This is a genomic window from Capnocytophaga sp. ARDL2, from assembly GCF_041530365.1.
GTDB lineage: Bacteria > Bacteroidota > Bacteroidia > Flavobacteriales > Flavobacteriaceae > Flavobacterium.
Map to the genome: position 1 here is coordinate 459,731 of NZ_CP168034.1, position 20,999 is coordinate 480,729.

Annotated in this window: 22 protein-coding genes, 2 tRNA genes and 2 pseudogenes; 17 read left to right on the forward strand and 9 right to left on the reverse strand. The window is 31.6% G+C overall.

Features of this window, described 5'->3' with window-relative positions; translation table 11 throughout:
• The first annotated feature begins 221 nt into the window (after positions 1-221).
• A complete protein-coding gene (locus AB4865_RS02295) occupies positions 222-524 on the forward strand; it encodes a hypothetical protein (protein ID WP_372474126.1) in 303 nt (100 codons plus the stop codon).
• 356 nt (positions 525-880) lie between these two features.
• On the opposite strand, the pseudogene AB4865_RS02300 reads toward AB4865_RS02295, so the two are convergent.
• The 6 genes and pseudogenes from AB4865_RS02300 to AB4865_RS02325 all read right to left on the reverse strand — a co-directional run.
• Positions 881-1,386, reverse strand: a pseudogene (locus tag AB4865_RS02300) (IS5 family transposase); the annotation flags it as partial.
• A 133-nt stretch (positions 1,387-1,519) separates the two neighbouring features.
• Positions 1,520-2,278, reverse strand: a complete 759-nt coding sequence (locus AB4865_RS02305) for a cyclase family protein (RefSeq protein ID WP_372474127.1) — start codon at positions 2,276-2,278, stop codon at positions 1,520-1,522.
• 276 nt (positions 2,279-2,554) lie between these two features.
• Positions 2,555-3,112 (reverse strand): phosphatase PAP2 family protein, encoded by a 558-nt coding sequence (locus tag AB4865_RS02310; protein WP_372474128.1) that lies wholly within the window; start codon positions 3,110-3,112, stop codon positions 2,555-2,557.
• 3 nt (positions 3,113-3,115) lie between these two features.
• Complete coding sequence (locus tag AB4865_RS02315) at positions 3,116-3,292, reverse strand: hypothetical protein (protein WP_372474129.1); 177 nt, start codon at positions 3,290-3,292, stop codon at positions 3,116-3,118.
• 77 nt (positions 3,293-3,369) lie between these two features.
• Complete coding sequence (locus AB4865_RS02320) at positions 3,370-3,465, reverse strand: twin-arginine translocase TatA/TatE family subunit (protein ID WP_372474130.1); 96 nt, start codon at positions 3,463-3,465, stop codon at positions 3,370-3,372.
• A gap of 42 nt (positions 3,466-3,507) precedes the next feature.
• Positions 3,508-4,245 carry a hypothetical protein gene (locus AB4865_RS02325; protein ID WP_372474131.1) on the reverse strand — a complete coding sequence of 246 codons (738 nt, stop codon included), beginning with the start codon at positions 4,243-4,245 and terminating at the stop codon, positions 3,508-3,510.
• A 202-nt stretch (positions 4,246-4,447) separates the two neighbouring features.
• On the opposite strand from AB4865_RS02325, the gene AB4865_RS02330 reads away from it, so the two are divergent.
• Entirely contained in the window at positions 4,448-5,665 is a 1,218-nt protein-coding gene (locus AB4865_RS02330) for a metallophosphoesterase (protein WP_372474132.1), read from the forward strand.
• Positions 5,666-5,732: 67 nt separating this feature from the next.
• Here AB4865_RS02330 and hemW read toward each other — a convergent pair whose 3' ends face one another.
• Positions 5,733-6,854 carry a radical SAM family heme chaperone HemW gene (hemW, locus tag AB4865_RS02335; protein ID WP_372474133.1) on the reverse strand — a complete coding sequence of 374 codons (1,122 nt, stop codon included), beginning with the start codon at positions 6,852-6,854 and terminating at the stop codon, positions 5,733-5,735.
• A complete protein-coding gene (ruvC, locus tag AB4865_RS02340; RefSeq protein WP_372474134.1) occupies positions 6,854-7,408 on the reverse strand; it encodes a crossover junction endodeoxyribonuclease RuvC in 555 nt (184 codons plus the stop codon). The genes hemW and ruvC overlap by 1 nt, the downstream gene beginning before the upstream one ends.
• A gap of 124 nt (positions 7,409-7,532) precedes the next feature.
• Between ruvC and rseP the strand changes: the two genes are divergently transcribed.
• The 10 genes and pseudogenes from rseP (at position 7,533) to AB4865_RS02390 (ending at position 15,440) form a co-directional block, all read left to right on the forward strand.
• Positions 7,533-8,876, forward strand: coding sequence for an RIP metalloprotease RseP (gene rseP / locus AB4865_RS02345; protein ID WP_372474135.1), 1,344 nt, complete (start codon positions 7,533-7,535; stop codon positions 8,874-8,876).
• A gap of 202 nt (positions 8,877-9,078) precedes the next feature.
• Positions 9,079-9,152, forward strand: a tRNA-Asn gene (locus AB4865_RS02350).
• A gap of 40 nt (positions 9,153-9,192) precedes the next feature.
• Positions 9,193-9,266: transfer RNA gene (locus AB4865_RS02355), tRNA-Asn, on the forward strand.
• Between the two features lie 107 nt (positions 9,267-9,373).
• Positions 9,374-10,243, forward strand: a complete 870-nt coding sequence (locus AB4865_RS02360; protein ID WP_372474136.1) for a hypothetical protein — start codon at positions 9,374-9,376, stop codon at positions 10,241-10,243.
• Positions 10,244-10,433: 190 nt separating this feature from the next.
• A complete protein-coding gene (locus AB4865_RS02365) occupies positions 10,434-10,715 on the forward strand; it encodes a helix-turn-helix domain-containing protein (protein WP_372474137.1) in 282 nt (93 codons plus the stop codon).
• Entirely contained in the window at positions 10,702-12,012 is a 1,311-nt protein-coding gene (locus AB4865_RS02370; RefSeq protein WP_372474138.1) for a DUF3987 domain-containing protein, read from the forward strand. The genes AB4865_RS02365 and AB4865_RS02370 overlap by 14 nt, the downstream gene beginning before the upstream one ends.
• A 95-nt stretch (positions 12,013-12,107) precedes the next feature.
• Positions 12,108-12,947, forward strand: coding sequence for a site-specific integrase (locus tag AB4865_RS02375; RefSeq protein WP_372474139.1), 840 nt, complete (start codon positions 12,108-12,110; stop codon positions 12,945-12,947).
• A gap of 6 nt (positions 12,948-12,953) precedes the next feature.
• On the forward strand, positions 12,954-13,325 hold the full coding sequence (locus AB4865_RS02380) for a tyrosine-type recombinase/integrase (RefSeq protein WP_372474872.1): 372 nt from the start codon (positions 12,954-12,956) through the stop codon (positions 13,323-13,325).
• Positions 13,326-13,458: 133 nt separating this feature from the next.
• Positions 13,459-14,322 carry an AAA family ATPase gene (locus tag AB4865_RS02385; protein ID WP_372474140.1) on the forward strand — a complete coding sequence of 288 codons (864 nt, stop codon included), beginning with the start codon at positions 13,459-13,461 and terminating at the stop codon, positions 14,320-14,322.
• Positions 14,306-15,440, forward strand: a pseudogene (locus tag AB4865_RS02390) (DUF3871 family protein). Before AB4865_RS02385 ends, AB4865_RS02390 begins: the two are co-directional and overlap by 17 nt.
• A 90-nt stretch (positions 15,441-15,530) precedes the next feature.
• Here AB4865_RS02390 and AB4865_RS02395 read toward each other — a convergent pair.
• Positions 15,531-16,517, reverse strand: coding sequence for a virulence RhuM family protein (locus tag AB4865_RS02395; protein WP_212892929.1), 987 nt, complete (start codon positions 16,515-16,517; stop codon positions 15,531-15,533).
• 392 nt (positions 16,518-16,909) lie between these two features.
• Here AB4865_RS02395 and AB4865_RS02400 point away from each other — a divergent pair, with 392 nt between their 5' ends.
• From AB4865_RS02400 to AB4865_RS02420, 5 genes are all read left to right on the forward strand, one after another.
• Positions 16,910-17,281: a hypothetical protein gene (locus AB4865_RS02400; protein WP_212892928.1), complete on the forward strand. Its 372-nt coding sequence runs from the start codon at positions 16,910-16,912 to the stop codon at positions 17,279-17,281.
• An 814-nt stretch (positions 17,282-18,095) separates the two neighbouring features.
• Positions 18,096-18,476 (forward strand): hypothetical protein, encoded by a 381-nt coding sequence (locus tag AB4865_RS02405; RefSeq protein ID WP_372474142.1) that lies wholly within the window; start codon positions 18,096-18,098, stop codon positions 18,474-18,476.
• Positions 18,477-18,480: 4 nt separating this feature from the next.
• The gene (locus AB4865_RS02410) at positions 18,481-19,098 is read left to right on the forward strand and encodes a hypothetical protein (RefSeq protein WP_372474143.1); all 618 of its coding nucleotides are present in this window, start codon (positions 18,481-18,483) and stop codon (positions 19,096-19,098) included.
• A 32-nt stretch (positions 19,099-19,130) separates the two neighbouring features.
• Positions 19,131-20,207, forward strand: coding sequence for a DUF4433 domain-containing protein (locus tag AB4865_RS02415; RefSeq protein ID WP_372474144.1), 1,077 nt, complete (start codon positions 19,131-19,133; stop codon positions 20,205-20,207).
• Positions 20,204-20,998 carry a macro domain-containing protein gene (locus AB4865_RS02420; RefSeq protein ID WP_372474145.1) on the forward strand — a complete coding sequence of 265 codons (795 nt, stop codon included), beginning with the start codon at positions 20,204-20,206 and terminating at the stop codon, positions 20,996-20,998. The genes AB4865_RS02415 and AB4865_RS02420 overlap by 4 nt, the downstream gene beginning before the upstream one ends.
• Position 20,999: the final 1 nt, after the last annotated feature.

Sequence of the window (20,999 nt, forward strand, 5' to 3'; positions counted from 1 at the left end):
TTAATTTTTTAAACCGTCTTTTTTTTAGAATTAACTCCTGTGAGGATATAAAAAATACATTTTTTTATTTGCAAATATTTTTAATAATCTAAGTATTTAAAATCGCAAAGGTCTTTTTTTATAAGTACAATATATTTTGATGTTACTCTTTTTTATAAATAAAAGATTTTCTTATAATTGTATATTTTATTTAAAAAAAATAAATAAAACACTTGTTTATTTTGATTTTATATAATACTTCCGCAATCGGAAATTTCAATCATCGTTTTGATAGTGCAATAAGCCAGCATTGCAAAATATTTGATATAGTATTAACAAGGCAACAAACATTTAGGAGCTTGGTATTTGTAGCATTAGGAATTGCTACATTAGGAACAGGAATTTATTCATGTACTAATGATGAAAAAGAAATATCAGAAAAAGGTAACTATCAGCCTAAACAAAGAAAAATAGAAAAAGAAAATTTTAGTTATAAATTAATTTATGAGAACAGAGAATTATTAGATAATCCAAAAACATGGTAAACAAAGATAAAAACATAATCACCGCTCTATATATTATTCAATTGATTTGTTTTACATTTTGGATAATTGCTAAAATACCAACTTTACAAAGTCTTGCGTTTTTCAATATTGTATATCAACTGCTGGTTTTCATTATGATAGCTCTATCTATCGTTTTGTTTGTAGCATTTGCTTTTCTTTGGATAAAAAAACAATTTAAATGCTTTACTACTGAGTACTTTGCTCTACTTTTGAGTATTGCAACACTCATCATCATGAGATTTGTAGAAAAAATAGACTCATTATCTTTATTTCGATGAAGATATAATATAGGCTACTTTTGTCTAGTAGCTTGTATTTTTTATAAAGAACTCATCTCGACTTTTTCTTTTGTTTTCACAAATATTGGCTATGATACCTTCTGAGGCGGTTATTTTCCGAAGATTTTCACTGTCAAAACCTGCATAAAAATTCACAAATAAACCCTCTATGGAGATTTCAGCTTTTTTCAAAACGGATGTAGTTTATTGAAAATGAGTCTCTATATTATACAAGTCGTGATGTTCGCCAGATATAGGCTGAGACATTGCCAACATCAAACCTTGCCTATCGGACAGGTACAAACTGTTGGTTGTTTTTGCTTTTTTACGAGCTTGATATCTTACTTGTTCCCTCCTTTTTCGGTAAGGCTCAAACACGGTTTTATAGCTCAGAACTACCTCTGAAAATAATTGTTCCATCGGTAAAAGAGCCTATTGAATACCTGTTTTCAATTAATACAAATACAGTTAATTATCTCACTAATAGGCGATTTTGGCTTAAACCCTCTTTTTCTTTTAGGTAAATGTGGGATAATTTCTTCTACTATAGTATCTTTGTCCAGTACTACAAACGAGGTCTTAGGTTTTTATGTTTTACACCACAAAAATCATAATTCCTTGTTTGTTTTCAAAAAGTCAAGATAGGTTCATTGTTTAATTTAGGTATTATACAATATATACTAATACGATTTGTATTTATTCTCTAATTACTTCATAAAGTACTGGTTTACTAGGGCTTGCATCATTTTCAAAAGAGGCGATTTGCAAATTGAGTAAATAGTAACCATCTTTGATGTGATTTTCAACAAAAATCATCTCGGTAATGGTACAGTCCATTCGAGCATCTTCGTTCAATTGTTGTGTATCCTTTACATTCCAAAAGGCTTTGTGAGCTACCAATTTTCCTTCATCTACTTCTTTATCCACGCTTGGCAAGTCGATTAATAGATGTTTTACTCCTTTTTCTCTTAGGTAAATAGTTGTTTCTTCCAACAAATACGGCGGATTGGTATTTGAGTAGTTTTTGTGTTTTTTTTCCTCAGTATTTGGCAAAGTGCGAATCACAACCGCTTCAGTTGGTTGTGTTTCTAAAAATTCAAACCAATGTTTTTCGATGACAAAATCCTCATTTTGCTTTTTAGGTGTTACCGAAACCAATGTAGTCGTGAAAAAAAACTCTTTCAACAGTTGATTAATCGAATAAAATTCTTTGGTAATATGCCCCAAACACTCGGTATGTGTGCCGTGTGCATGCGGATTGAAAAATACATTATTGAAATTGGTCGATGAGGTACCCGAAGCCACGCTGCCTACAAAATTGCCCATAATTACAGGTTTGATTTCAGGTGCGTTTTGATACCACGCAATAGGATTGTTGGTATTTCCCTGCAATGGTAACGAAATATCTAATGGTTTTGATGTATCGATGCTGTGGTTTTTTATTGATAGTATCATAGGAATTTAGGAATTTGGATCCCGCAGTAGACGAGACAAGAATGTGATGATTTGAGAATTTTAAAATTGTATAATGTATCACGTATCACGTATCACGTATCACGTATTAAACGGGACAAGTATTTGCTCATTTTATTACAATTGAATATTTATTTTATAAAATTGAAAAATATTAAACTATAAATCAATAAGCATTTACAAATAATTACTATCTTAATACTTAATACTTAATACTTAATACTTAATACTTAATACTTAATACTTAATACTTAATACTTAATACTTAATACTTAATATTATCTTCTTATAAATCCAATAAAACAAATACCCTGAACACAATCCAAAGGCATAACCTACAAGGATATCGGTAGGAAAGTGCAATGCCAAATAAATACGCGTATAGGCAAAAATCAATGGAAATAAAAACAGCAATGCTGCGTATTTGTAATAGCGTTTTAATATTTGATAAATGATAAAAATAGACCCTAAACTATTGGAAGCATGTCCAGAAAAAAAGCTATAACTATGCGAACCACGCAATATACGCAATTGGTCTATCAAATTGGGATTGTTTACAGGGCGTAGTCGTTGTGTGTTATTTTTTACCAAATTGGTCATTTGATCGGTAAAGACAAAAAACAGAGTCAATACCAAGACCAATATACCAAATTGTTTCCAACCGATGTTTTTTATCAACAAATAAGCTATCAAAAGGAAGATAGGCAACCAATTGATTTGATGAGTGATAAACATAAAAATAGGGTCGAAAAAAGGCGTTCCTAAATTGTTTAGAAACACCAGTAATTGATGGTCAAGTTCTATCAATTGATTCATAGATTATCTCAAGCGTTTGATAGGACCTGTCATATTTTCCAAATCCTCTTGGGTTTGTTTGATTTCGTTTTGTACATTTGCAATGGGATTGAAAGTATCAGTATCCAACGACTTTTTCAAATCGTCATACCCCATTTGTTTTTTGATGTTTTCAGTACTTTCTTTGATTTCTTTAGTCAAAGCTTCGGTATCAACCGTTTTGTTGATTTCGTTTTTGATATCGTTGGTCGCATTTTTTACTTGTGCAATGATTTTGGCTACACTACGAGTAAATTCAGGGATTTTTTTGGCCCAAAAATCAATAGTACCGTTACAAGAATTAATAATATTTCGCTAAAATCGATTCCTAACATGTTTTGAATATTTTTTATCTTACAAAGGTAGAACTTCCAAAATTATTTTTTCAATGATTCTTGATATTCTTGCAATATCTGATTGAATTCTACCGCTTTTTTACTCATCAAAAAGTCTCTTTCTTCTATGAAATTGGTATTTCGTTTTGCAATAGAAACCAAATATGAATCATTGATGATATAATAGCCAAATGCCATAACATATTCAGGCTGAATTTTTAGATATTCTGTAAAATAGTTTTGATCAAATTGATTGATTAAATTTTCCACTTTTAGATATTCTCTTTCGATTTCCACCGCTTGATTTAGCATTTTGCTTCTACCTGTAATGTAGTTTACCAAAGCATCTACAGGAATAATCCCTCCACCAGAAGTGGTTGCTCTCATCAACGCTCGTTGAGTTGCGGTATAGTCGTTGGGTTTTCCAAAGCCCAAAGATTCTGAATTGATAGTTCGGTCGATATAGATTTCGTCAAGGATATTTACACTGCGTTGCATAGTAATAAAAATCAAAGATTTTTTTAAATCCTCTTTTTTTACTACATATTGCACCCCTGTCATGTGTACTGCACTGAAATTGAGTACATCTCCTTCTTTTGCTTCGATGTTGAAATAGCCTCTTTTTTCACTTTCTGTATAGACTCCCGTAGTGGTGTTATGTATGATAATTCCTTCCAAATCACGAGATTTAGAAACGATTTTTCCAACGATTTTTTCCTGAGCTATGGCAGAAAATAAGGAAAAAAAGCAGAGGAAAAATAAAACAATTTTTTGATTCATTTGAAAAAAGTTTTGTCAGTGATTATTGAAAAGGTAAATGTAAGGATAAATTTCCTTATTTTTGGCTAAATTACTATCAACCTTCGTATAATCTTAGATTTTTTCCTGCTAATTGTACTTTGCAAAATTGTCTATCATTACTTTTAAAGAAACTTTTACACTTCATCACAAAAAAAAGTATAATTTTGGCAAAACATTTTTCATGATAAAACTCCTGTTTATTGGCATTTTGGTATTGACCTTTTTAGGTGAAATATACACAATACATTTATTGAAAAAAATCACCAAGAAAAATTGGGTGGTCGTTGCCTATATTTTTGTACTACTCATCATTTTTGGTGGAATATTTTACTATTTCAATCAGGTAAAAACCGAAAAAGGGCAAACTGCTCAAAGTATGCAAATATTGGCATTTTTATTGTTTTTTACCTTGCCAAAAATACTTTTTAGCCTTGTATTATTTCTCGAAGACATCTTCCGATTATCCAAATGGATTACGACTAAATATTTCCTCAAAAGAGATGTGTCCAACAAGCGAAATGTCTTTTTACTCCGCACGGTTTTGACACTTTCTGCTATTACTGCTGTTTGCATTTTGTACGGAATTTTTATTGGAAAATACAACTATCAGGTACGAAATCAATCGATAGAATTTGCAAATCTTCCTCAATCTTTTGATGGATTAAAAATACTACAACTGTCAGACTTTCACACAGGAAGCTGGGACAATGAAGAGGCAATACGCAAAGGTATAGAAAAAATCAATCAGCAAGATTTTGATTTATTGGTATTTACAGGAGATTTTGTAAACAATAAAGCCGAAGAAGCCCAACCTTGGATTCCATTTTTACAACAAATAAAAACTCCACGATATGGAAAATATGCCATTTTGGGCAATCACGATTATGGTGAATATGTAAATTGGTCTTCTGATTTTGAAAAGGAGAAAAACTTTAGAAAAATCAAGGAAAACATTCAAAAAAGTGGATTTCAATTATTGCTCAACGAAAATATTCCGATTGTCAATCAGCAAGATACCATTCATTTGTTAGGAGTTGAAAACTGGGGTAAAAACTTCAAGCAAGTAGGCGATTTGAAAAAAGCGACGGATAGTATTTCCAAAGACGCATTCAAAATTGTACTTACTCACGACCCATCTCATTGGTATGCAGAAATCGTAGGACATGTACAAGACTATCAACTTACGCTTTCAGGACACACCCACGGATTGCAATTTGGCATCAAACTCTTGGGTTGGGAGTGGTCGCCATCCCAGTGGTTTTATCCACAATGGGGCGGTTTGTATCAGCACAAACGACAATATTTGTATGTCAATCGTGGCTTTGGTTTTCACGCTTATTCAGGTCGTGTAGGTATCATGCCCGAAATAACCGTTTTAGAGTTGAAAAAAGGGAAGTAATTGTATTTAGATATAAAATCAAAGCCCAATCATTTGCGATTGAGGTTAGCTATTTCAGCAAACTACCCTACACCCAAAACAAATCTGCCGAAATCCCATCGGAGAAAAACTTTCCTTTCAGAGTGGTTTTTAGTTGATTGTTTTCTATAATCAATTGTTCTTTGTGTAAATATTTCTGACTGTTTTTTAGCAAATATTTATAAAAATCTTCTCCGTAATCACTGCGTATTTTTTGTAAATCCACACCCCAATGTGTACGCAATCCCGTCATAATGTATTCGTTGTAGCGGTCGGCAAGGGAAAGCTGTTCTTTTTCGGAAGGTAATTCATCGTTTTCCAATGCCTTGATGTAAAGCGTATTGTTGGCAATATTCCACGAACGATTTTTTCTGTCAAAACTGTGAGCCGAGGGGCCAATTCCTATATATTTTTTCCCCAACCAATAGGCAGAATTGTTGCGAGAATAATAACCCTCTTTGGCAAAATTGGACATTTCGTAATGAATGTAATTATTTTTGTTCAAAATTTCGACCAATGCCAAGAAATGTTCGTGAGCTTCTTCGTCGTTTAGCGGAGCAATTTTCCCTTTTTTGATGAGATTGTGCAAGGTTGTTTTTTTCTCTACCGTAAGGGCATAACTCGAGATATGAGGAATTCCCAAGTCGATGAGTGACTGCACATGTTGCAACCAGCGTTTGGTGCTGAGGTTGGGAATCCCATAAATCAAATCCACCGAAATATTGTCGAAATACTGTGTAGCGATTTTCAAACATTGATAGGCTTCCTCCGCATTGTGGGCTCGGTGCATCAATTGCAAATCCTTGTCATTAAACGATTGAATACCGATACTCAAACGATTGATTTTGGTTTTGGAAAGTTCGATGATTTTTTCCGTTGACAAATCGTCGGGATTTGCCTCGAGAGTAATTTCAGGATTAGCGATTACATTATAATGCGAATATACGACCTGCAACAATCGATCGATTTCTTCCGTAGAAAGTACACTTGGCGTACCACCGCCAAAGTAGATGGTTTCCACAACTTCACAGATTTCATTTTTTCTCAAAATCAATTCTTTAGCAAGAGCATCGAGCAGTTCGCCTTTCTTTTTTAGGGAAGTAGAAAAGTGAAAATCGCAGTAATTACAAGCCTGCTTGCAAAACGGAATGTGAATATAGATACCAGCCATTATTTAGAAATACGGTCTTTGTTTTGATTGACAAACGCTTCCCAGCCGCTATAAGATTTTCCTACCACAGTCTTACCCAAATTGAAAAAATGACACACAGCCACCGCCAAACCATCCGTACTGTCGAGGTTTTTGGGCAGAGATTTCAAGCCTAAGAGTTGTTGCAGCATTTTGGCTACCTGTTCTTTAGATGCGTTACCATTGCCAGTAATTGCCATTTTTATTTTCTTGGGTTCGTATTCGGTAATGGGAATCTGACGCGAAAGCCCCGCTGCCATTGCCACTCCCTGGGCTCTTCCCAATTTGAGCATCGACTGTACATTTTTTCCAAAAAACGGAGCTTCGATAGCGATTTCGTCTGGGTGATAAGTATCGATGAGTTCGATGGTGCGTTCAAAAATGCGTTGTAATTTTAGGTAATGGTCTTCCAATTTCGAAAGGTTTAGTTCGTTTAACTGCAAAAAAATCATGGAATTGCGTTCCACTTTTATCAATCCAAACCCCATAATGGTTGTACCAGGGTCTATACCTAAAATGATGCGTTCGTGTGCCAAAGTTTGTGTGTTTTTTTAAAAAGAGTTGCAAATTACAAATATTTGATTGAAGTTGAATTTTAAAAATTAAAAAATCGTCAAAGGAATAGAAAATAGTATATTTGCAGATTGAAAAAAAGTAAATATGGATATAGTAATCAAATTATCTCAGTTTTTATTGAGTTTGTCATTGTTAATCATTTTGCACGAATTGGGACATTTTATCCCAGCAAAATTGTTTAAAACACGCGTTGAAAAATTTTATTTGTTTTTTGATGTAAAATTTTCGTTGTTTAAAAAGAAAATAGGCGAAACTGTTTATGGAATCGGTTGGTTGCCATTGGGTGGTTATGTGAAAATTGCTGGTATGATTGATGAAAGTATGGATACCGAGCAAATGAAAAAAGAACCACAACCTTGGGAATTTCGTAGCAAACCTGCTTGGCAACGATTGATTATTATGTTGGGTGGGGTGATTGTCAATTTTGTATTGGCATTCATTATATATATAGGTATGGCATGGTATTATGGCGAAAAATATGTTTCAAACGAAAGTGTGAAAGACGGTGTATGGGTGGTTTCTGACGATTTGAAAAACGCAGGAATGCAAAATGGAGACAAAATTGTTTCTATTGATGGGCAAAAATTGGAAAAATTCAACGAAGCTCAAGCAAAAATATTGACAGCAGAAACTGTTGAAGTAAAAAGAAACAATGAAAACATTACCTTGAATCTACCAAAAGATTTCATTGGAAAGCAAATTGAAAACAAAGGTGGAATGATGATTTCTGTTCGTTCGCCATTTGTGGTAGGAATGGTTTCTGAAGAATCGGCAAATAAAGAAGTCTTGCAACCAAAAGATTTAATTTTGGAGGTAAATGGTCAATCTATAAAGTTTTTTGATGAAGCAGATTCCATATTAAAACCTTTTGCTGGACAAGAAGTAGATGCCAAAATCAAAAGAGACGATCAGGTTCAAGAAGTAAAGTTACGATTGAATGACGAAGGAAAAATAGGAGTAGGATTGGGCATGCTTTCTAATGAAGATTTAGAAAAGATGGGATTGTTTGAGTTGAAAAAAGAGCAATACAGTTTATTACAATCTTTCTCTGTTGGAATAAAGAAAGGAAAAGATCAATTATTTGGCTATGGAAAACAATTGAAAAAAATCGCGAATCCAGAAACAGGAGCCTACAAAGGAGTAGGAGGATTCAAGGCTATCTATGATATTTTTCCTCAAACTTGGAGTTGGGAAATGTTTTGGGGTATTACTGCTATTTTGTCAATCATGTTGGGAGTAATGAATTTATTGCCAATTCCAGCCTTAGATGGTGGACATGTAATGTTTTTGTTGTACGAAATCGTTACAGGTCGCAAACCGAGTGATAAGTTCATGGAGTACGCACAAACCGTTGGTTTCTTTATACTTATAGGTTTATTACTGTTTGCAAATGGTAATGATATTTTCAAAGCTATTTTTGGAAAGTAAAAAAATATGAAAAAAAATGCGAAATAGTTTTGTAAGATAAAAAAATGTAACTATCTTTGCATCGCAATAAAGGAAATAACATTTCACCTTAGCTTAGTTGGTTAGAGTTCCGTAGATATGGGATAAATCAGAGGAGTATTTGATAATTCATCAAAAAGGTGCAAAATTTTATAAAATATAAATCTTTAAAAAGATAGTAGTTTCCTCCTTAGCTCAGTTGGTTAGAGCATCTGACTGTTAATCAGAGGGTCCTTGGTTCGAGCCCAAGAGGGGGAGCAAAATTTTTCATAATATAGAGTTTTAAAGGTTAGTAGTTTCCTCCTTAGCTCAGTTGGTTAGAGCATCTGACTGTTAATCAGAGGGTCCTTGGTTCGAGCCCAAGAGGGGGAGCAAAGAAAATCAAGCACTTACAGAAATGTAGGTGCTTTTTTTATTTATAGACTGAAACATAGCTGAAACATTTTTTGTAACTTTGGAAACTCTAAACTACACACATTATGATTCAAAGCACCAGCCAAAAACCAATAGCCTTTTTTGAAGAAGTAGCAACCTACAACGAGAGCAACATATTATTATTTATATCAGAATATTTTCCAACAGCAAAAATCAATCCTCCTTTTGTAGAATTATCTGAAATGATTTTTGATGAAAATGCGAATCCTTTGGAAATTATAAATAAACAAAAAATAGTGTCCTTCTGGAGTAGTATTTTACAAGGAGAATTATATAAATCTAAAGAATTGATTTATCAAAATTATTTGAAAGGTACAGAATCCCAGAATAAAGTTTATTTAAATGTTATTTTCAATACAATTAAGGTAATTATAAAAAAAGGGGAAAAATTCACATTAAACCCATCTTGTTTGTTTTTTCTTAAAGAAATTATTGGTTTTATCAATGATAGACTGCTGCTACCTGATATGTCTCCTTTTTTATGGGAAAGCCTTATAAATAAAGAAGAACCTTATTTAGAAGGGACAAATAGTTCGCACAAAGACTTAATTCTTTCTATTTTTGATTATATGGAAGGAAAAAATGAGCTGGGAGAACAAATACTGAGTAAAGATGATTTTTTATTACTGCTTAAATATACAATTTTTCTTGTTGAAAATCAATCGGTACCTGAAATACAAAAACAACTTGAACCTAAATTGAAAAACGGCATTATTTCATTCTCATACTGGGTATTGCATAAAGAACTATATGACAGCAAAAAAATCAAAGATTGTTTCATTGATTTTTTGAAAAAAGTATTTGTTTGCTTTAAAGGAAACGAAATATCTTCCATCCGAAGTCAATTTGGTTCAAAAACACGCTTTTATCCGCCTGATTTTTTGTCTGAAATAATTAAAAAATATTCATCTTGAAAAGGGTAAAATTACATCTTCTGCATCTTATCTACAAAATCATTTAAAAAATACATTTTATCTACAAAAAAAGCTTTATTTCTACAAAAATGGAGCTTTTTCTGTATTTCTTCTGTTTTCATCTTTGCATCATAAAAATTGAAGGACTCAAATTTAACGAGCTCGGAGTTCTTTTAATAAGTTTTTTGACATGAAAAAAAAAGAATTTGAAAAAATGGATGCACAAACGTTTCTTATTACAACGAAACAAATTTTGAGTTTTAGAGAAGCTTTGGTTTACTTAGACATAAGTGAATCCAGTTTGTACAAATTAACATCTAATCGAGAAATTACCTTTACCAAACCGAATAATGGCAAAATTTATTTCAAGAGAACGGATTTAGATAATTGGATGCTTTCTAACGAACATAAAAGCAAAAGCGATAAAATGAATTTTTTAACTTTAAAAATGAATAATGATGGAACAAGATAAGATTAAAAAAGTAGATGAAATGAAAAATTTAAAACCTTTTCTTGCAGAGAAAATGTATGCAAATCTACCTGAAGTTCTAAGAAATGTAATTCAACCCTACAAAGGGAGAGAACGTGATATTGTATTATTATCAAGCATTGGCGTATTAAGTAATTGTTTGCCTAATATTTTCACTCATTACGATGGAAGATTAATATACAGCCATTTGTATATATTAATAATTGCTCCTCCAGCTTCAGGAAAAGGAGTGATGGCAAAGTCAAGACTGTTGATAGAAAAAATACATAACGAAAAGATAGATGAAAGTACCAAAAAACGGAGTAGGTATTTAGCTGATAAAGGAGAAAAACCTCTTCAATGCCCCATTATTGAACTTAAAATATTGCCTGCAAATAGCTCTACTGCTGCAATTTATAAAAATTTCAAATCTTCTAAGGAAGGATTGTTAATTTTTGAAACAGAAGCTGATACTATGGGAAATATGCTTAAAAATGACTGGAGTAACTACTCTGATGTAATGCGAAAAGCATTTCATAATGAGCCTATCTCCGAAAATAGGTTGGGCGATGGGGGCACATACAACGAGGTTAAAGAACCAAAATTGGCTATTGTGATGTCAGGAACTCCCAAACAATTGGCTCCAATTATTCAATCCAAAGAAAATGGACTGTATTCCAGATTTATTGTATATAATTTTGAAGAATTAGCCTCTTTCAAAAAAGATGTTTTCAGCAGAGAGAAAAAAAATATTGATGAAATCTTTAAGAAAGAGGGAGATAAGATTTATGAGTTATACAAAAAATTAGAAAAACTTGAAAAGCCTATAGAAATTGCCCTTACAAAACAGCAACAAGAAGAATTTATCAATTATTTTGATAGAATAACAGAATGGTGTAAGAATCAAGGTTATGAAGAGTTTAACTCCAATGTATTCAGAAATGCTATTATAATGCTTAAACTGATTATGATTTTCAGCGTTCTAAGGAATATAGACCATATTGCAGAAGAAACGATACTAGAATGTTCAGAAGTAGATTTTAAAAATGCATTATGTGTTGTAGATAATTCTTTGATGCATACACTTTATATTTTCAAAAGTATGGAAGATATACACTATTTGAATCAGCAAGACGAGGAAATTTTGGACAAATTACCCACTGATTTTATGAGGTTTCAAGTTATTGAAGCAGGAAAGAGCTTAGGTGTTGCTGAAAGAACTTTGGATGACAAACTCAAACAATGGTCAAGAAAAAAAATAGTGAAAAGAATATCTAAGGGTAGATATTTAAAAAACTGATTGCAGAACTGCAAAACTTGCAAAACTTACAAAAATATCGCTGCCTTGATTACCTAATTAAAGGCAGTTTTTTTATCAAATCAAAAGTATTAAAAATGAATACAAATGTAAATATAAAAATAGTAATTGGCAGTAAACCAGTATCTGATGGTAAATATGGTATTTATTTGAGAATTGTCAAAAACCGAAAAAAGAAGGAAATTAGTTTAGGAATCAGATGTAAATCTGAGCATTTTGAAAACGAACAACTTTCCAAAAAGCATAGAGATTATAAAGTTGATAATGAGCTTATTTTAAATTTTAAAAGCAAAGCCTTAGTTATTGTAAGAGAATTTCAGCTGTCAGATTATGACTTTTCTTTGGAGGAATTTGAAGCAAAATTCAGAGGAATAGAAAATAAACCCAAGAAAATCAATGCAATTTCATTTTTTGATGAAATTATAACTGAGTTGGAGCTTTCTGATAGGTTAGGCAATGCCAAAGTTTATAAAGAAGCCAAAAGTACACTTATCAAATTTGCGGGCAAAAATATTTTATTTGAGCAAATTACACCTGAGTTCCTTGAAAAATTTGAAGTTTTTATGCGTTCTAGAGGAAATAAAGATAGTGGTATAGCTTTTAGAATGAGGGAATTAAGAGCCTTATTTAATACAGCGATTCGCCGAAAACTAATCCCTCGTGAATTATATCCTTTTGAGGAATATAAAATTTCCAGATTGAAAACTAAAAAGAATAAACGGGCTTTAACGCTTGAAGATTTCAAGAAAATTAAAGAAGTTGATTTATCAAAACGCCCCGATTTGTGGGAAGCACACAATTATTTTATGTTTTCTGTTTACACCAGAGGAATGAACTTTGTGGATATGATGAAACTCAAATGGGAAAATATCAAAGACGGTAGGATTTATTATACGAGGTCAAAAACCAAAGGATAATTTAATATCGAAGTAACCGAAAAAGTACAAGAAATTTTGAATTACTACAAAGTACAAAATCGTCCTACAAGCTATGTGTTCCCTATTTTATTACAAGAAGATTTAACCGCTATTCAAATAGATAATAGAAGGCATAAGGTGTTAGCCAGATGCAACCGAAAGCTAAAAGAAATTGCCAAAATAGCAGGAATAGATAAAGTGCTAACCACTTATGTTGCAAGGCATTCTTTTGCTACTTTACTCAAGCAAATGGGAACAAGTACAGATAAGATTTCAGAATTAATGGGGCATTCCGATGTGCAAGTTACAATGACTTACTTAAAAGAGTTTGACACAGAAGCCCTAGATATTGAAAATCGCAAATTGTTGGATTTATAGCAGTTTTAATAAAAATCCCTACTATAATCAGTAGGGATTTTTTGTATGTATTCAAAAATAAAAATTTACTACAATAACAATAAAAATTTATCAAAAAAGTAATGAATTATTAACAATTTTAAATTTCAAGATTATGCAATTACGTCCCTCAGAAAGAAGACAAGCCAAGATTAAAATGGCTCTTCAAGGAAGTGCAGGTTCAGGTAAAACTTTTTCAAGTTTACTTATAGCCAAAGGATTGGCTCAAGGAGATTTCTCCAAAGTAGCCATTATTGATACTGAAAATGGCAGTGCAGACTTATATGCTCATCTGGGAAGCTATAATGTACTTTCCCTTACGCCACCTTTCACACCACAAAAATATGTGGAAGCCATTGAAGTTTGTGAAAAAGCTACTATGCAAGTAATCATCATTGATTCTATTTCCCATTGTTGGGATTATTTGTTGGATTATCACAGTTCATTAGCTGGAAATTCCTTTACTAATTGGGCAAAAATCAAACCTTTGGAAAAAATGTTCGTGGACAAAATCCTGCAATCCAAAGCTCATATTATTGCTACAATGCGAACCAAGCAAGATTACGTGCTTAACCAAAAGGACGGCAAATTTATTCCTGAAAAAGTAGGATTAAAAGCAGTTCAAAGAGATGGTTTGGACTATGAATTTACCCTAGTTTTTGATATAGATAGCAAACATTTTGCAGTAGCTTCCAAAGACAGAACAGGTTTATTTATAGGAACGACCGAATTTAAAATTGCTGAAGGCACAGGTAAGAAAATTCTGGATTGGTGTCATAGTGGAAATTCCCAAGAAGACTTACAGCACATCGTATATCAATCCATTCAAGATTGTAATTCATTGGCTGAATTATCTGCCTTGTACAAACAATACCCTCAATTTCAGCAAGATTTAAAACCAGATTTTGAAGCTAGAAAATCATTATTAATTCAATTCACTCACCCTCAAAATTTTACTCAAAATGGACAATTACATTAGACCTGCATCTTTGCAAGAAGCTTTTGGCTCAAACTTTGCAACCATAATAGAGAATAAATCAATGGAACTTAGGAAAGTTACGGATAATCAAAAAGATAAAAAAATTATTACATTCCCTAGTGAAATGAATCGTACCCTAGAAAATTCGGATAAAATTAATAACACAAAACTTTCTCTAGAGGAAAAAGAAGTAAGACACAAAGAAAAAATACCTTTTATTGTAGCAAACACGCAAGAAGTTACGTTATCACATCTTAAAAATGATTGTATTATTCCTGTTTTTTCAAAGGATAACGAGAAAACTATTGCTCATCAGGAATTTATAGAAGTGGTTCAAAATGCTGTGAGTAAAGTTTTTCCACATCACGCTATTTCAAATCCTGAAATTCGGGTTTCTCATCAGATTAAAGGCAGAACTCCAGAAGCTATTCATAAAAGTGTTAAAGAGCTACTAGACCACGAAAAGACCATTTATTATGAAAGAATGGCTTTTATCGTTAAAATTTCTGCAATTAAAGAGATGATAGGTGGTAATGAACTCACTTTGACGATAGGTGGGGTAAGAAGTTATAATTTGGAAAATCTTTACAGCAGGAAATCTTTAGAAAAGTTCAAATTTTTTATTGGTTTTCAGAATAAAGTGTGCTGTAACATGTGTGTTTCTACAGATGGATTTTTTGGAAGATTTACGGGTTTCTAACGCTCAGGATTTACAACAAAGGGTTATTGAAACCCTCTACAATTACAATGCAGTTCAGCATTTAGAAGCAATGCAAGAATTTGAAAATTATCATCTTACGGAACATCAGTTTGCTCAACTCATAGGAAGGACAAGATTATATCAACATTTGCCGAAGACTGAAAAGCAAGACATTCCATCATTAAACTTTAATGATAGTCACATCAATACTATAGCTAAAGATTATTATGAAGATGATAATTTTTGCAGAAATGAAGATGGCTCCATTAGTTTATGGAAGGTGTATAATCTTTTTACTCAGGCGAATAAAAGTAGTTATATCGACACTTTTTTAGACAGAACACTCAATGCTTTTGAATTTTCAAAAACGTTGCAATCGGCACTCAATGGTGATAAGTACCATTGGTTTTTGAGTTAGTTAAATTCCCCTGCCAAGTAAGGTAGGGGGATTTTTTATTTCATTTGTAAGAATGAATAGGCATTTATTGATTATTATTTGACAAAAAAGTCATTCTTTCAATTTTTTAATTTCTTTATCAAAATCAGAGATTATTTTTTGGGTTTTGTTAAACTCCTCATATTCTGCAATAGCTTTTCTGTCGGCTTGAACTTTGGAAATTTTACCCTTTCCTTCCAAAATTTTATATTCATTAAAGCTCAAAAACCTATTTACACTCTCGGCTAATTGCTCCATCGTAAATGTGTTTTTCCTTTCTATAAGTCCTTCAATATAATCAAAATAACCTGTAACAGTTCTTTCTAATTGCTGAATTTCTTTTTCTTGAAGATAATTTTTAGCAATAACTACATCTTGTTTTAAAATCCTACCATCAGGAGCATTTTTCCAAGTACTTAACCCCATATTCTCTTTGGTCTTATCTGCCTGAGAATATATAATCTCTGGGGCTGTTTTCCCTGTAATGGCGTAGTGAAATTTATTCTGAACCATTGCATAAAAATTCTTCGTGATTTCGGAATTGGAGTCGTAATCAATACTACATTCTGCAAAAATATCCGTAACTTGTTGATAAATCCTTCTTTCACTGGCTCTTATGGAACGAATTCTTTGTAAAAGCTCTCTAAAGTAATCTTTGCCGAAAACCTTTTGTCCTTGTTTTAATCTTTTATCATCTAAAACAAAGCCTTTAACAATATATTCTTTCAAAGTGTTGGTTGCCCATATCCTAAATTGTGTAGCTTTTGATGAATTAACCCTATAACCTACAGATATTATGGCATCTAGGTTATAAAATTTGGTATTGTACTTTTTTCTGTCATTTGCAGTATGTTCCAAAATGGAACTAACTGAATTTTCCTCTAGTTCTCCACTTTCGAAGATGTTATTCAAATGTTTGGTAATAGCGGGTCTTTGCACTCCAAAAAGTTCTGCAATAGCTTTTTGTGTAAGCCATAAAGTTTCATTCTGAAGCAAAACATCTAATCTCACATCTCCATTAGGGGTGGTATAAAGGATTATATTTTGGGTATTTTCCATATTGTGAACAAATTTCCTCTCTTAAGACACAAAATTATAAAAATTCCTATAAAATTTAATTTTTGCTCAATAAACGTAAGTCCATCCCAACTTTGTAAGCCCACCCCACTTGTTTTGGAAGACAAAAGCTCCCCCCTACTTTGTTCTGTGGTTATTTTTTCGTGGAGGAATTTTCAATCCTTTAAATGGTCGCAATCAATTGATTTTATGAGCTATGGTTGGTTGTTTAAAGAACATATTTATACCAGAACTGCACTAATTTTTGGTAAAGATAAAAAAATATAAGCATTGATTTTATAGTTTGGTGTTGTATTTCAAGGTGATAGCTGTAAATAAAACACTTTCATAACATCTTGTTTTCAAATATTTAATAACTCAAAAACGTTTAAAAAATGGTAAAAATTATCAACTACAAAAAAAGGCAAACCGAAGAAGGAAAGGAATTCTTCGTATTAGAAATTTCAGCAGGTGTTGAAATCATTCAATCTCAAACCTCTAACAACTTTTATGCTTCTTTAAAAAGAACTTTTATTCCTTGTTCTTTTGATGAGCCTACTTGTATGGCACTGATAGGCACTGAGATGGAAGGCTCTATTGAAAAGGTAGAATGTGAACCTTATCAATATGTAAACAAAGATACGGGAGAGGTAATGGTTTTACATCACAGATATTCTTACATAAAAGAGGCTCCAAAGCCTACTGAATCTCAGACTATGCCAATGCTGAATCCGTTTGTAATGAACGGACAAACCATTTTTGCATAGCAATTAAAAAACTTCTGATTTTGTTGCATCAAGATTGGAAGTTTTTTTAGAATTATTTACATTTTAAATCTTTCACTTACCAATATTTTTTTGTTTCGTTGTGGTAGTGATTTTTTAGTTTGTGAAAGTATAAAAGAGCTAAAAATAAAGCTTTTATTACTTGAAAACACAAAAACAGATTTTCGTAAGATAAAATAAGATATAGCGGAAATTTCAAGAAACAAAATCTAAATTTTTCTTTTATAAAAAATATTTTTAATTTAGCACCATAAAATTTGAAATAAAAAAGCATTAGCTTTTGTTCTGTTGTTAGGAATCTGGTCAATTCTCTAAAAACGAATACGGAATGAAAAGTTGATGCCTGCGTGATATTGCGTGGGCTAATATTTTTCTGTATTCGTGAGGCAAGACCAGAGCCAACTAACAGCAGATAAAATGTTTCCCACGCTTTTTATTTTCAATCGATTGTAAGAGCGTTAGCTTTATTCTGCTGTTAGAAATCTGGTCAATTTCAATACACGAAACAGAATAGGTTAGCCTACAAAAGGTAAAGGGAACATTTTTTATGTTTCCTTTGCCGTGTGCTAAATTTTCTTCACGAATAAAGCTGTTTGTTCCACGCTTGTGGTAGTAATGTTGCTTTTGGAACAGAGTAACACAGAGTTTTAATTATTCATAAACAACTTGTTACTAAACTATTACGGGGGATTATTGTAAAATCTTTTAGTAATTGTAAATTCTCATTACAAGATAACAATATAAAGGAGGAAACCGAAAAGCTAATAGAATAGGGATAATTTTAAATTTTTATATAATGAAAACACAAGTACCAGTATCGTTCGCTTCAAACAACCACAAAAGATTTGAAAACGGGGTTTGGACAGGTAAAAATAATTATGGAGCCAACCGAGGTTTTTTATTTGAGAAAGTAAATGATGAAGTTTACAAAGTTTCAATGCATCTTTTAGACGGAAGTATGTCCAACTTTTGGGATTACGTTCAGATGGCAGAAAAACCAATGAAGATGATATCTCAAACAGAAAATAAAATTATTTTACGAGGTTTCGGCTACGACCTTTTTGGAGTGCCTTTTTCCGACTATGGAGTAGAACTCAATTTTGTCAATGGTACGCTCAATAATGTAACATTGAATATGTATGACAGAAATGTAAGTATTAACTATTTTAATGAATAAATCTATGGAAATTTTAAAAGAAATGGTAAGCGTGTTGTTTGATAAAGAAACTATATTAAAAGTTAATCAACAGTATCAAACAAAAAGTAAAAGAGTTGCAATTGACGCTCAAAATATGAGTTTTAGACTATTTTTATCTGATGCAGGAACTATAAATTTAGAACTTTTGATGAGAGATAACTATGGCTTTTATTTTAAACCCATTGGATATTATGAATTTACTCCAAATGGCATAAAAAACATATACGTATTGAGAGAATTTGAAGAAGCATATACTAAAATAAAGCATAGCATTGAATATGATTTAGCTAATAAAGTAAACTTTTTAGATGTAGAAAGCAACAGTTTTATAGCAATGTGTTCGAGAGAGGCAAGTAATGTAACGAAAGAAATATTTAGAGGTAATTTGAAAGCTCCTCAACAATTGATTTCTAATGGAATTAAAATTATAATCTTTAATTCTATGATGAACTCATTGGAGGTAAAAAACATCGATGAAGATTACGAAACAGATAAGGATATTTTTGTTTTATATACTGAAAATGAAATTAAATGGGGAGAAGAGCCTTTATGTGATTTGCTGTATAGAAAAGGATTGTTCTCTGCTTTAAATATAGATTAATATATTAGTGTTTTGAAAACAAAAGTATTTATATGAAATTATCGTATATAATTTATTCGGTAGTAGCTATTGTGTTCCTTAACATCTTAATGAAATTTGCGGAAAAGAAAAAGAAAAAGGAAAAAAGACAACAAATAAAATGGCAACACCAAGAAGAACCAAAACAAAAAGAGGTGCAAAAAAAGTTTTTTGATGAAAAAGATAAACGAATAAGAGAGCAACAGTTACTTTTTCAATCAATGGTTCTACAAGAAAAGTTGAAACGTGGTCAAGAGCAACAAAATGCAAGTCTATCTACTAAAATCCCAAAAGCTGGTGAATCGTTTTTAGCTAATACTAAAATACAAGAAGAACATCACCAAGAAGAAGTGATGCAACATATCAATGATAGACTTGCAAGGCGTGATGCAGCTACTGCAAGGTTATGTAATATTGCTCTACAATTTGACAAAGAAAGAGAATTAACACAAGATACTGAGCAAGATATAAATTTTTTTGGTGAAAAACAACATCTCCTAAATTACGGAATAAAATATTTATACCATATGACCCATAAAAATAATTTGGAGAGTATTTTAAAAAACGGATTAAAATCACATAATAATATAAAGAAAGAAAGGGCGTATGTAGATATTTCTAATAATGAAGTTAATAATAGGCGTTCAAAGAAAGAACCTATTTTCAATAGATGTGTACACGATTATGTTCCTTTGTATTTTAATCCCAAAAATCCGATGCTTTATGCTAAAAAGAGTATCCAAGATGATATTATAATTCTTGCAATAAATACAAGGTTACTTTATAACAATAATACTTTATTTACAAATGGTAATGCAGCATCTAGTACAACATCATTTTATAAAGATACATATGATTTGAAAAATTTAAATTGGGATTGTATAAATGCCAAATATTGGAATTCTTTTGAAGATGGCAAAAGAATAAGATGTTCAGAAATATTAATCTATCCAAGCGTTGAAATAAGCCATATAATGAAAATATTTTGTAACAACTCATTCACAAGAGAATTTGTCAAACATAAAATTGATAATTTTGCAAACCAAGAAATTAACGTGGAAATAGAATCTGATTTATATTTTGATGTATGATAACAATAAAAAAAGGAAATATATTTACAACAAAATGTCAAACAATCGTCAATACGATTAATTGTGTAGGAGTAATGGGTGCTGGAATCGCATATGAATGCAGATTGAGATACCCTAAAATGTATGAAAGATACATAGAACTTTGTAACGATAAAAAAATAAACATAGGAACGTTATGGATTTATAAATCAGAAGATAAATGGGTCTTGAATTTCCCTACAAAAAATCATTGGAGGTATGAAAGCAAGGTAGAATATTTAGAAAAAGGATTACAAAAGTTTTTAGATACCTACAAAGAAAAAGGGATTACGTCTATTGCCTTTCCTTTATTAGGAGCAAGTAATGGCGGAATTCCTGAAAAAACATCCATAGAAGTAATGCAAAAATATCTTGAAAAATGTGATATAGACATTGAAATATATTACTTTGACCCATATGTCTATGATGATTTGTATTTGAAATTTAAAAAACTTTGGACTACCATACCAGAAAAAGAATTGAAAAAAGAATTAAAAAATCAGAAAGAAAAAGAGAATAAAAATCTTAAAGCAAAATTAGATTTTTTAAGACAAGAAAATAATTCTAATAATAACAAAGAGATTGAGAAAATACAAGAAAAGTTGAAAGAAAAAGTATTATCAGTTTCTACTATAACAAAAGCACTCCAAAATGATAGTATTAAGAGTTTAAGTGGTTTATTGAGATCGAAAGGAATAGGACAAAAAACATTAGAGAAAGCATTTCATTTTATAAACAATTATGAAGGAAATAATCAGAACGTATTATTTTAAT